Consider the following 13,014-nt stretch of genomic DNA (forward strand, 5'->3'; position numbering starts at 1 on the left):
AAAAAGAAAGGTCTGAACGTTGTTTCGTTCAGACCTTTCTCTCTTAATCTTCCATCGTTGATAAGTCACCTGTTGGTAAGTTTAACTCCCACGCTTTTAATACGCGGCGCATAATTTTACCGCTTCTCGTTTTCGGTAATTTATCTCTAAATTCAATTTGTCTTGGCGCTGCATGAGCTGCTAGACCTTTCTTTACAAATTGACGAATTTCTTCTTTTAATTCTTCAGATGGTTCGTACCCTGCACGAAGCGCGATAAATGCTTTAATAATTTCGCCGCGCACCGGATCAGGAATACCAATTACACCAGCTTCTGCAACAGCAGCATGCTCGATTAATTTGCTTTCTACTTCAAACGGACCAACGCGCTCACCTGACGTCATAATTACATCGTCAATACGTCCTTGGAACCAGAAGTATCCATCCTCGTCCATATAGGCAGAATCACCTGATACGTACCAATCGCCCGGCATAAAGTAAGATTCATACTTTTGCTTGTTATTCCAAATTCCACGCATCATAGCTGGCCAACCTTTACCAATTGCTAAGTTACCCATTGTGTATGGAGGCACTTCATTTCCTTCATTATCAACAATCGCTGCTTTCACACCTGGAATTGGTTTACCCATTGAACCTGGACGGATTTCCATGCAAGGGTAATTACAAATAACTTGTCCACCTGTTTCTGTCATCCACCACGTATCATGAATACGAAGTCCAAATGCGTTCATACCCCAGCGAATTACTTCTGGATTTAACGGTTCACCAACGCTTAATACGTGGCGCACTTGTGATAAATCGTATTTTTTAATTGCATCTTGTCCAGCACCCATTAACATGCGAAATGCTGTTGGTGCGCTATACCAAACTGTTACACCGTAATCTTGCAGCGCTTCATACCACGCTTCTGGACTAAAGCGTCCGCCTAAAATAACATTTGATGCTCCGACTAACCACGGCGCGAAAATACCGTAAGCAGTTCCCGTTACCCAGCCTGGGTCAGCTGTGCACCAATATACATCGTCTTCTTTTAAATCTAATACCCACTTCGCCGTTTGATAGTGCTGAACCATTGCGTTTTGCGCATGAAGCACACCTTTTGGCTTACCAGTAGAACCAGACGTGTAATGTAGAATCAAACCGTCTTCACGGCCTAACCATTCAATATGTAATTCTTTTGAAGCTTGTTCGAATAAAGGATTGAATGCTACCGTTTTACCGCCTTCTTCTACATGATCTCCAACAAGGAAGACTGTTTTTAAAGCAGGTAAATCATTTAATGGTACACGCTCTAACAATTCAGGTGTTGTAATTAACACTTTTGCTTCGCTATCTTCTAAACGATCGCGAACTGCGCCTTCCATAAATGCTTCAAATAGCGGACCAACAATTGCTCCCAACTTCACTGCACCAAGAAGTGCGAAATATAACTCTGGGGAACGCGGCATAAAAATAAAAACGCGATCGCCTTTTTCTACATCGCCATAATTTTTTAGGACATTTCCTGCTTTATTAGAAAAATCCTTCATTTCCTTAAATGTATACTTCTCTTTTCGAGATCCATCTTGATAATAAAGGGCTACTTTATTCTTCCGATCGGATTTCGCATGCTTATCAATTGCCTCATACGCCATATTCACTCGGCCTGTTTCATTCCAAGTAAAGTTTTTATTAACCTCTTCCCAGTTAAAATTCGCGTATGCTTCATCATAATTCGGCAAATTATTTTCTCCTTTAATGACAGGAAGCGTTTCTACTTTCATACTTTACATCCCCCTCCTATGTATTCTATTATCTATTATAATAACATTATTTAAAATTTTCAGTATATTTGTTGATTTTTAGACAAATTTTTAATGACAAATTTCGATTCACATCGCATATATTATAAAGTACGATATGAATAGATTCACAAACCCTCAAGGTGGTGAGCAATACATTGATCCATAAAAAAATATATAATGCTAGAAACTTAAAAACAGCGAAAGGCACTTTAATTATTGAAGGGCCTGTCTCTACACATAACTTAGAAATGTATGAATTTCATCCAGATTTAGTTGCGTTTCGTCCTGCCGAGCAGCAATATAAAGCAATTGTCGAAATTTCTAAATTGCCAGAAGCTCGTCTCATTATTGCTAGACATGACCAAACGATTGTTGGATATGTTACATACTTGTATCCTGATCCACTTGAACGATGGTCAGAAGGAAAAATGGAAAACTTAATTGAGCTTGGGGCAATTGAAGTGGTCCCAGCCTTCCGCGGGAGTTCTGTCGGAAAGAACTTACTAGAGGTTTCTATGATGGACGATTATATGGAAGATTACATTATATTGACGACTGAATATTATTGGCACTGGGATTTGAAACAAACAGGCTTAAATGTTTGGGAGTACCGAAAAGTAATGGAAAAGATGATGAATGCTGGCGGGTTACAATGGATGGCTACAGATGATCCTGAAATTTGTTCACATCCTGCTAACTGTTTAATGGTCCGCATCGGTAAACGCGTTGATACGGATTCTATTCAAGCATTTGATCGTCTACGTTTTCACAATCGTTTTATGTATTAATAAAGGGGGCAACTGGAATGATTGTAGAAGAAATTATGAATCAAGATGTGGTGACACTACATCCAAACGATACAATCGAAACAGCAATCCGAACGATACGCACGAAAGGCATTCGGCACATTCCAATTGTCGATCAAAATAATCATGTTGTAGGCATTATTTCTGATCGGGATGTAAGAGATGCAAGTCCGTCTATTTTAGATGAACAAGTTTCACTCGATATGCTGAAGCAACCGCTCGAACTGATTATGAAACATCCTGTTATGACTTGCCATCCTCTCGACTTTGTTGAGGAAATTGCTACTTTATTTTTTGAAAATAAAATTGGCTGTCTTCCTGTTACAAAGGCAGGAAAGTTAGTTGGAATTATTTCTGAATCTACTGTACTGCACACGTTAGTGAAATTAACAGGAGCACATCAACCGAGTTCACAAATTGAAATTCAAGTAAAAAATGAACCTGGCATTCTCGGAAAAGTCGTTGCTATTTTTAGTGAGTTACAAATAAATATCGTGAGCGTTCTCGTCTACCCAGCAAAAGATGAGAATGATAAAGTACTCGTTTTCCGCATTCAAACGATGAATCCGCTAAAAGTGATTGATGCACTTGAAGCAGAAGGCTACCGCGTATTATGGCCAAACATCATGGGGATGCAAGCATGAGTAGCGCGTTTATTTATTCGGATGACTTTCGGGGCTATTCATTTAGCCCTGATCATCCTTTTAACCAACTGCGCGTCACACTTACGTACGATTTATTACAAAAGGGTGGTTTCATCTCTCCTTCTCAAATCATCTCACCACGGATGGCTACAGATGAAGAGATTGCCTACATTCATACAGAGGAGTACATAAATGCGGTAAAACGTGCTGGAGAAGGAAAGTTAGAAAAATCAATTGCAATGACATATGGACTCGGAACAGAAGATACACCGATGTTTCCAAATATGCACGAAGCAAGCGCATTACTCGTTGGCGGTACATTAACAGCTGTTGACGCTGTTCTTTCTGGAAAAGTAAAGCACGCGCTTAATTTAGGTGGCGGCTTACATCACGGCTTCCGCGGCAAGGCATCTGGCTTTTGTATTTATAACGACAGTTCCATCGCAATGAAATATATTCAGAAGAAATACGGTTTACGCGTTTTATATATTGATACAGATGCTCATCACGGTGATGGTGTACAGTGGTCCTTTTATGACGATCCTAACGTATGCACCATTTCACTACATGAAACTGGTCGATATTTATTCCCTGGAACTGGCGCTGTAAACGAACGAGGACAAGGTAATGGCTATAGTTATTCTTTTAACGTTCCACTCGATGCTTTTACAGAAGACGAATCGTTTTTAGATTCCTATCGAACTGTCGTAAGAGAAGTGGCCGCATACTTTAAACCGGATATTATTTTAACGCAAAATGGTGCTGACGCACATTACTACGACCCACTTACACACCTTTGCGCAACGATGAGTATTTATCGTGAAATACCGAAGCTCGCTCGCGAAATCGCTAACGAATATTGCGAAGGTCGCTGGATTGCTGTAGGCGGCGGTGGCTATGACCACTGGCGCGTCGTCCCAAGAGCTTGGGCACTCATTTGGCTCGAAATGAACAACATCCAAAACATCTCAGGTTATCTCCCTCCAGAATGGATTGACGCTTGGAAAGGACAAGCAGAAACAGAACTTCCCCTCACATGGGAAGATCCAGACAACATGTATAAACCTATCCCCCGCAAACCAGAAATTGAAGAAAAGAACGCATTAACTGTAGCGAAATCCCTTGAAATTATTCGGAATAATATGAAAAAATCTTTGTACTAAACGAAAAGGAGGCTCGTTTTTGAATAGCCTCCTTTTATTTATTGTCGGTTTCTGTCGGTAAGTCGATATATTTTAATAATCGCTGATATATTCCTAGTTGCGCCGATATATTTTGATAATCGCTGATATATTTCGAGTTGCGCTGATATATTTTTATGTACTAACGGACTTTATGGGAAAAGGTCGTGATATTATGTGGAAACAACAAATGGTCAACACGAAACGTGGCACATTCGAGCTTTTTACTAAAGGCAGTGGCGAACCGCTTTGCATTACACATCACTATTCGCAATTTAATGAGACTGGTGATTACTTTGCGGATGTTTTCACTGCTACGCATCGTGTATTGCTCATTAATTTACGAGATGCTGGTAACTCAGCAAAAGCCCAGGTAGAAAACGAATTAAGTATGATTGAAACAATTCACGATTTAGAAGCGATACGAGAAGCATTACAACTTCCAATATGGCATTTCGCTGGCCACTCAACAGGTGGTATGCTTGGACTTCTATACGCAATCACATATCCAAAATCCTTACAATCACTAGTCGTCGTTGGAGCCGCAGCAAGTAACTATACTGAAACACCATTTTGTATTTATCATCCGGAACATCCTCAGTTTCATTATATGCAACAGCTCATCGAAAATTTAAAAAGCCCTCACCTTACAAATGAGGAACGGAAAGAACTATCTACTGAGAGAACAAAATTATCATTGTTTAAACCAGAAAACTACAACTCTTATTTTTGTAAACCAATCAACAAAACAATGTCCATTAGCCGGATGAATGCTTTCGCCAATGAATATCCTTCATTTGATTTAAGAGAGTATTTACCTTCCATCCAAACAAAGACACTTATTATATGCGGAAGATATGATGTGCAGTGTCCTATTCAATATTCCATCGAGATACATGAGGATATATGCGATTCTACTTTTGTGACATTTGAGGAGAGCAACCATTATCCTTTTTTAGAAGAAACTACTCTGTTTACTTCTACCACTCAAACATTTTATAAATCATTACGCCAGTACCGTTATTATTAAAAAAAGCTCACAGCCTCTATGAGACTATGAGCTTTTTTCAAAAGAAATATTTCAACTAGTAACAATTAAAAGAAGAACACACAAAACCACTAAACCTAAATCAATAAATACTGCCTTTTTATCTCCTTCTTTTAAACTTATTAGAAAACTAGAAACTATTTTAATTGCAAAAAAGACCATCATAAACAACCCACCGAAATGATCATTCGTAGAATCTTCATCATAAAACATTTGTATTGCGCCTATTAGTAATAAAACAAGTATGATATTAGTTCCAATCTTTAAAATCTTGTTTGATTTATTATCTTTTAATATATCCCCCAAAATGTAGCACGCCCTCTCACACTCTCCTATGTTTTATCTCTTTTTATATTTTAACATAAATTACCTATCCTTCCCTTTTGATCACATAAAAAAACCTGCCAAAGCTTTGACAGGTTCCCTACACGTTAAAACGATAACCAGCTCCCCATACCGTTTCAATATATTGCGGGTGAGCTGGATCTCTTTCAATTTTTTCACGTAGCTTTCTAATATGAACAACAACAGTTGCTAAGTCACCAGCGGAGTCTAATCCCCAAATACGTTCAAATAGCTGTTCTTTATTTAATACTTGATTTGGGTTTGTGACAAAGAATGTTAATAAATCAAATTCCTTCGTTGTAAACGCAACTTCTTCATTGTTTATAAAAACTTTCCTCGCCCTTTGATCAATAGAGATTCCGTGAATATATAGCGTATCGCGTTGCTTACTTACATTTCCTAATAATCTTTCATAACGAGAAATATGTGCTTTTACCCTTGCGACTAATTCACTCGGGCTAAACGGTTTCGTTATATAATCATCCGCTCCTAAACCGAGCCCGCGAATTTTATCTATATCTTCTTTTTTTGCTGAAACAAGTAAAATCGGAATATCTTTTATAGCTCGAATTTGCTTACAAATTTCAAATCCATTCATTTTCGGAAGCATAATATCTAAAATAATTAAATCGTAGTCTTCTTGCAGGGCCATTTGTAAACCTGTTTCTCCTGAATGTTCGACATCAACTTGAAAATCATTAATTTCTAAATAATCTCGCTGTAATTCTGCAATGCTTACTTCATCTTCTATTAGTAAAATTCTTTTCAATTTACTCACCACATTTCTCTACTTTTTCCAATGAGAAGAAAATGCTTGTGCCTTCCCCAAGCTCGCTTTCCGCCCAAATTTCCCCGCCATGTTCTTCAATAATTTGCTTCGCTATCGCTAAGCCAAGTCCACTTCCACCTGTACTAGAATTTCTCGATTGCTCTGCACGATAGAAACGTTCAAAAATATAAGGAAGTGTATCAGATTCTATACCTGATCCGTTGTCCATTACTTTCACAATCACTTTATTGTTATCACTCGATACTGTTACAGTAATTTTCTTTTCTTCTTTATCCATGTATTTCACACTATTATGAATTAAATTTGATATCACTCTATTTATCTTTTCGCAATCAGCCTTTACGTAAAGTGGTGATGCATGTAATTGTAAGTTAACTTCTATACCTTCTTTACTTAAATCCATCTGCATCTCTTCTATTAATTCTTGCATAAACATATTTAATTCAACCGTTTCAAACTGAAAAGGAACTCGATTCAAATCGAGCTTTGAGAATAAAAATAATTCATCAATGAGTGTATCCATATGTCTTGCTTTCGTATGGATAGTTGTCAAATACTTATCCATTTTTTCTGGCGTATTTGCTACTCCGTCTTTTATTCCTTCTACATATCCAATAATAGATGTAATCGGTGTTTTTAAATCGTGAGAGATGTTTGAAATGAGCTCTTTTCGATTTTCTTCATACTGCGTTTGCATCTCTATCGATTCTTTTAATTTCTTCCTCATTTCCTCAAATCCTTGATTCAATTGCCCAATTTCATCGTGCGATGTAACTGGTATTTGAAAATCTAAATTTCCTTCTTTAATTTTTTCAGTCGCATCTTTCAATACAAAGATTGGTTTTATAACACTTCTTGAGACGAGGTAACTTAATAATCCAATAAGTAAAATAGCTAACAGTAAAAGTGATACGAACAAAATCGGAAATAACTTTTGTGTAAGATCTACAAATGAACTTTGCTTCTTTAATACAAATATACTCCCCTCTTCTTCCTGAGGAAAATAAAAATCAAACTTTACATATCGATAAAATGTATCGCCTAATTCTGTTGTACCACGACTATTAATATTTGCTGATTCAAATTTCGGAAGAGCTTCCTTTAAAGCCCCACTTTCAAGTACTTTTGTAGCATAAGAAATGGTTTCTCCCTTTCTTACAACAATTTTCACCCCTTCTTTTTCAAGTGATGAAACGAATGATTCATCTAATAGTTGCGATTGATGTTTCTTTGCTGCCGTCTTTAACTCAATATACGCATTCTCTTCTTCTGACGTAAGCGGCTTTTGAATATAGGAGCTTTTATAGAAATTTTTCACTGCTTCCAAATCACCTGTTATCGAAAAAACGATTAAAAATCCCGTGATTAATATAAGCGTAATGGAAACGAGAATGACAGCGATATAAGAAAATAAAAACCTTGTTTTAATAGACATATGTTACATCCTCACTTTATCAAACCTTATTACTCATAAGCATAAAAATATATGTTCAAATACTCAAGCGATTTTATAGTAATTTTAGCGTCAGTTTATAAAAATTTAATGTTCTTCTTTTACAGTTGAAATGAGGAGGTTGAAATTCCATGTTCAAAAAAACAGTAAGCATGATATGTTGCGTAATTTTTTTACAAGGTTGCTCGCAAGAACAAGAAGTTAAAAAGGAGATGATAAACATGGAGACAGCGCTACTAACAGCTACTGAGAAACAAGAAACGAATACTGTTATATCGTTACTCAAAAAAGGGGCTGACATAAATATAACAGACAATAAAGGTCGCACCCCTCTTATGATTGCTACATACAAAAATGATGTAAAAACCGCAAAAGCGCTTATCGACGCTGGTGCTGACGTAAATATCCAAGATGATATGAAAAACAATCCCTTTCTATACGCCGGGGCAGAAGGTTACTTGGATATTTTAAAACTAACGATTGATGCCGGCGCAGATCCAACACTTACGAATCGTTACGGCGGAACAGCCCTTATCCCTGCCTCAGAACATGGTTATATTGATGTTATAAAAGAACTCCTCATGCGAACAAATATCGATGTAAACCATGTCAATAATCTCGGGTGGACAGCTTTAATGGAAGCCATCGTACTAAGCAACGGAGATGAAACACAACAACAAGTTATCCGCCTTCTTATTGAGCACGGTGCAGATGTAAACATTCCAGATAATGATGGTGTTACTCCGCTAGAGCATGCTCGTGCTCATCACTTTAAAGAGATAGAGAAGATTTTGTTAGAAGGGAATAAGTAAAAAATCCGAAGTATTTATTACTCCGGATTTTTTTACTATTTATTGATAACAATAGGCACCTGAAACGAAACAACCGTTCCTTTTCCAAGCTCACTTTTTATTTCTAATCCAGTTCCGTATAACTGTTTTAATCTTGCGTCTGTATTCAATAAACCAATTCCTTGTTTTTGATTTGGTTTTTTCACTAATATTTCTTTTACTTTTTCCTCAGTCATTCCTACCCCATCGTCAGCAATTGAAATGTTTATAAATCCATTCTCACTCTCGACTTTTATATGAATGCTCCCACCTACTGCTTTTTTCAATATACCATGGCGCACAGCATTCTCTACTAACGTTTGAATAGAAAACGGTGGTACTAAACATTCTATTTCATCTTCAACTTCCAGTACACTTTGTATCCTCTTTCCAAATCTTTCTTTTTCAATATAAAGATATGACTGAAGTAAATCTAACTCTTGTTGTATAGGAATGCTTTCCGCCAAAACTTCTTCACCAAAACTAGCTCTTAAATATGTTCCAAACTCAACAATTAATTTTTCCATTCTAACAATATCAATTTCACTTAAAGCAGCAATCGTATTTAACGTATTAAAAAGAAAATGTGGTTGAATTTGTGCTTGGAGCCAAGCACCTTCTATTCTTACTCGTTCATGAATAGATTTCCTTAACTCTGTTAACGCATCAATTCTTACTTTTAATTCTAAAGCATCAACAGGTTTTACAATATAATCATTCGCTCCAGAGAGAAACCCTGTATAAATATCTTCAGGCTGAGATCTAGCGGTTAACAATATAATAGGCACTTCTGAAATAGAATACTGCTCACGAATCATTTTCGTTAATTCGTAACCTGACATTTTCGGCATCATAACATCAACTAATATTATATCCCATTCCATATTTAAACGTTCCAAAACTTCTCTTCCTGTCATAACCGTTTCAAGTTCATATTCATCTTGTGGCAATATACTTTTCAATACTTTTAAATTAACAGGATCATCATCAACAGCAAGAATTTTTATTCTATTACTAACTCTATCATTTGTATTTTCAAGTGGATTTAATTCCAATACTTTTTCAATTGTTTTCTTAGAAACAATCGGTACCTCTTCATTTTCAGCCAGCGGTAATGTAAATGTAAACCTCGAACCTTTATGCAAAACAGATGTAACAGAGAGTTTTCCACCATGCATCTCTACTAATTGTTTACAAATACTTAATCCAAGTCCAAATCCACTACTTTCGTCATAAGAACTGTTACCTTGTTCATAAGGAAGAAAGATTCGCTTTTGTGTTTCTTTATCAATTCCGATACCTGTATCTGTCACATGAATAACCGCATAATTATTTCTTTCTTCCACATCAATTGTAATAACGCCTTCATCCGTAAATTTCACTGCATTATGAAGTAAGTTAAATAAAATTTGAATAAGACGGTTTTGATCAGCAAATACAAAAGGGAACCGTTCAGGAACATTAGCTATAATTTGTAATTTCTTTTCTTCACTGATAAACTTTTGCATATCAATTATCATTGTAATAATTGGTTGCAAATCAACTGGCCTCTTATGAATTGCTATCTCTTTTTGTTCCATCCTTGTAACATCTATTAAATCATTTAATAAATATGACATACGTCTTCCTATCGTCATTAATAATTTCAAATGTTGTTTATTGTTTTCTTTTATTGATTTTTCTTCATCTATAACACTTTGGGCAATATTAATCATCCCATGTAACGGATTTCTAAGTTCGTGTGCTGTATTTGCCAAAAAACGATCTTTACGCGAATGTTCCTCTTTTAATTTTCTAATTAGTTTAATATTCTCATCACTTGTATGAAAAAAACGAATAAACCAAAAAGTAGAAAATGTAATAAACGCAATAATTAAATCTACAGGATAAAAATTCGGATCAAATTTAAATATTAAATCTGTAGGATCATAATCCAATTTGAACGTTACTATAATATATTCAAGCAAAAAAACAATATTATTTTTTAAGCTTGCCCATAAAACACTTGATGTTACACTAATGACAGCAAAAAATAGAAACAAAGAACTTTGTTTCCCACTTTTTATCGTTTGAAAAATAATACCAGCTATAGTTAAAAAAGGAGTAATTAATGCGAAAAACAATAAAATAGACCACTTACGAATAATTATGTATGGAGCTAGGAAAATAAAAATTAAATATATTCCACAGAAAGCTATTACAATATAAGCTATTCTAATATTGTATTTTACACCGAAAAGAGATCGTATAAACAGCAAAAAAAACATCGCTAATCCTGCATAAGAAATATAAGCAACTTTTATATATGTTTCAAAACTTATATCTACCCAATTGAAAATAATCCTATCATCGCTAATTAAAACTGAAATTCCAGCTAAAAAGCTAGCAATCGCAAAATATATACTTTCCAATTTCTTTGGTCTTATTAAAAAGAGTATACATGCATAAATACTATGTAAGAACATAACTACAGCAACCACAATTTGCAAATAAATTATATTTAAATGATCAGCTAAAATAGCTTCTTGCGTTCCAAAGCGTATCCCTTTCACAATCCCACCGTTAGTAGCTTCGTAAGAGTTGTTTTCAACTGCTATAAGAAGTTGAATCACCCCTTCCTTATCAGGTTCTATCATCATAACCGTCGGAAACAAGCTAGACCTATCCATTTTTTTTACTTTAGATACATTTCCTCTTGCTTCAATTAATTTTCCATTCACATAAAGAGAAAAACTACTATTAATATCTCGAACCTTCAAAGCATATTTTCCTTTAGGATTACTCACATGGATTGATAATGCATACGTACCACGTTCTTTATAACCATCAATTTTCGAAACTTTTCCAGACCATTTACTAGGAACCTCAATCCATCCTTTTTTTTCAATAGATTTATTTTTCATTCGGTCTGGATTTAACAAAACATCTGGATAAAAACTCCATTCCCCATTTAATATAACAATATTCTTTTCATCAAATTTAAAATTTACTAAATTTAAATTCCCACTTTGAACAAATGGTTGATGAATATAAAAAGAATTTTTAAACCATATAAGGCGAAAACTAGTGATAAAAACAATAAATAAAAATACAATGTATAACATTTTTCTTTTAGACATATTGGAAACCTCTTTTATAGTAAATAAGTATTGATTTATTATTGTAAACTGTTTCTACCGTGCAAATTCACTACTTATCTCCTACATTTATTCAATTATTTTCTCATAAAACCTCCTTACTACTTTTTCTCCATCTTCTATAAATAAAGATTAATATAATAACTACAATGATTAATATGCCTATCATTTGTTTTCCTATTAAAGGTGATGTAGACTTATTTATAATTTTTTTATCTTTTAATTCGAAAGGTACTCTTTCTCCTCTAACTAGCAATCTATGTGTATTCACTCCATACGGTGTACATGTAACTAACGTAACGTAATCTTTATCTTTTACAACCAATAGATCATTAATCTCATTCGGCAGTACAACCTTTATTTGATCAACCTTATAAGCAAGCACCTTATTTAACGAATGGATATAAAAAGTATCCCCTTGCTTCACTTGATCTAAATCTGTAAATAATAAAGCAGAAGGTAAACCACGATGTCCCGTTAAAATAGCGTGCGTACTTTGGCCCCCTACCGGTAAAGATGAAGCATTAATATGACCCACTCCACGGCTTAAAACACTTTCAGATGTACCAGCATAAATGGGAAGCTTAACACCAATATTAGGAATTTCAATATACCCCATGCTTTCGCCTACATTTAAAATATCTGCGTACGAATGTTCACTTTCTTCGCTTCCTTTTTTATTAAACGGATCGGAAAATGATTGTGAAGTCGTCTGGACATTTTTATTATGTTCATTCGCTTCTTTCTCTCTTCGTTCAATTTCTTTTTGCTGAAGTTCTTTCACTTTTTTATCATACGAACTAACTGCCGAATAATGTGCCCTCGTCGCTAGCCAATTACTTACTGTCGGATACAAGAAAACACAAAGTCCCAATAAAAAAATGATGCCAAATATAATATTTCGTTTCATCATATCCTCCTCTAAAAAATACTAATGGCGAAAAAAGAGGAGAGGAATCCTCCTCTCCTCTTTTTATATTTACTTACTATCCACTAT

The 13,014-nt window shown here is 35.2% G+C and carries 11 protein-coding genes; 5 read left to right on the plus strand and 6 right to left on the minus strand.

What is annotated here, in order from left to right; genetic code table 11:
• Positions 1 to 43: 43 nt before the first annotated feature.
• On the minus strand, positions 44 to 1,762 hold the full coding sequence (acsA, locus tag ACTFR9_RS15740; protein ID WP_000862042.1) for an acetate--CoA ligase: 1,719 nt from the start codon (positions 1,760 to 1,762) through the stop codon (positions 44 to 46).
• Between the two features lie 176 nt (positions 1,763 to 1,938).
• On the opposite strand from acsA, the gene acuA reads away from it, so the two are divergent.
• From acuA to ACTFR9_RS15760, 4 genes are all read left to right on the plus strand, one after another.
• Positions 1,939 to 2,571, plus strand: a complete 633-nt coding sequence (gene acuA, locus ACTFR9_RS15745; RefSeq protein ID WP_000581400.1) for an acetoin utilization protein acetyltransferase AcuA — start codon at positions 1,939 to 1,941, stop codon at positions 2,569 to 2,571.
• 17 nt (positions 2,572 to 2,588) lie between these two features.
• Positions 2,589 to 3,233 (plus strand): acetoin utilization AcuB family protein, encoded by a 645-nt coding sequence (locus ACTFR9_RS15750; protein ID WP_000634568.1) that lies wholly within the window; start codon positions 2,589 to 2,591, stop codon positions 3,231 to 3,233.
• Positions 3,230 to 4,396 (plus strand): acetoin utilization protein AcuC, encoded by a 1,167-nt coding sequence (acuC, locus tag ACTFR9_RS15755; protein WP_000092806.1) that lies wholly within the window; start codon positions 3,230 to 3,232, stop codon positions 4,394 to 4,396. The genes ACTFR9_RS15750 and acuC overlap by 4 nt, the downstream gene beginning before the upstream one ends.
• Before the next feature lie 172 nt (positions 4,397 to 4,568).
• Positions 4,569 to 5,444, plus strand: coding sequence for an alpha/beta fold hydrolase (locus tag ACTFR9_RS15760; RefSeq protein ID WP_001998432.1), 876 nt, complete (start codon positions 4,569 to 4,571; stop codon positions 5,442 to 5,444).
• 51 nt (positions 5,445 to 5,495) lie between these two features.
• Here the strand turns inward: ACTFR9_RS15760 and ACTFR9_RS15765 are convergent, their stop codons facing one another.
• From ACTFR9_RS15765 to ACTFR9_RS15775, 3 genes are all read right to left on the minus strand, one after another.
• Positions 5,496 to 5,768, minus strand: a complete 273-nt coding sequence (locus ACTFR9_RS15765; RefSeq protein WP_000502330.1) for a hypothetical protein — start codon at positions 5,766 to 5,768, stop codon at positions 5,496 to 5,498.
• Positions 5,769 to 5,886: 118 nt separating this feature from the next.
• On the minus strand, positions 5,887 to 6,576 hold the full coding sequence (locus ACTFR9_RS15770) for a response regulator transcription factor (protein ID WP_001993852.1): 690 nt from the start codon (positions 6,574 to 6,576) through the stop codon (positions 5,887 to 5,889).
• 1 nt (position 6,577) lies between these two features.
• Positions 6,578 to 8,032: a sensor histidine kinase gene (locus ACTFR9_RS15775; protein ID WP_229136262.1), complete on the minus strand. Its 1,455-nt coding sequence runs from the start codon at positions 8,030 to 8,032 to the stop codon at positions 6,578 to 6,580.
• A 149-nt stretch (positions 8,033 to 8,181) separates the two neighbouring features.
• On the opposite strand from ACTFR9_RS15775, the gene ACTFR9_RS15780 reads away from it, so the two are divergent.
• Positions 8,182 to 8,862: an ankyrin repeat domain-containing protein gene (locus tag ACTFR9_RS15780; RefSeq protein WP_229136263.1), complete on the plus strand. Its 681-nt coding sequence runs from the start codon at positions 8,182 to 8,184 to the stop codon at positions 8,860 to 8,862.
• Positions 8,863 to 8,897: 35 nt separating this feature from the next.
• On the opposite strand, the gene ACTFR9_RS15785 is transcribed toward ACTFR9_RS15780, so the two are convergent.
• Both ACTFR9_RS15785 and ACTFR9_RS15790 read right to left on the minus strand, forming a co-directional pair.
• Positions 8,898 to 11,999, minus strand: a complete 3,102-nt coding sequence (locus tag ACTFR9_RS15785; protein WP_076873265.1) for a hybrid sensor histidine kinase/response regulator — start codon at positions 11,997 to 11,999, stop codon at positions 8,898 to 8,900.
• Positions 12,000 to 12,102: 103 nt separating this feature from the next.
• Complete coding sequence (locus ACTFR9_RS15790) at positions 12,103 to 12,927, minus strand: class C sortase (RefSeq protein WP_074540379.1); 825 nt, start codon at positions 12,925 to 12,927, stop codon at positions 12,103 to 12,105.
• Positions 12,928 to 13,014: the final 87 nt, after the last annotated feature.

This window comes from Bacillus cereus group sp. MYBK222-1, assembly GCF_051916425.1.
GTDB classification, from domain to species: Bacteria; Bacillota; Bacilli; order Bacillales; family Bacillaceae_G; genus Bacillus_A; species Bacillus_A paranthracis.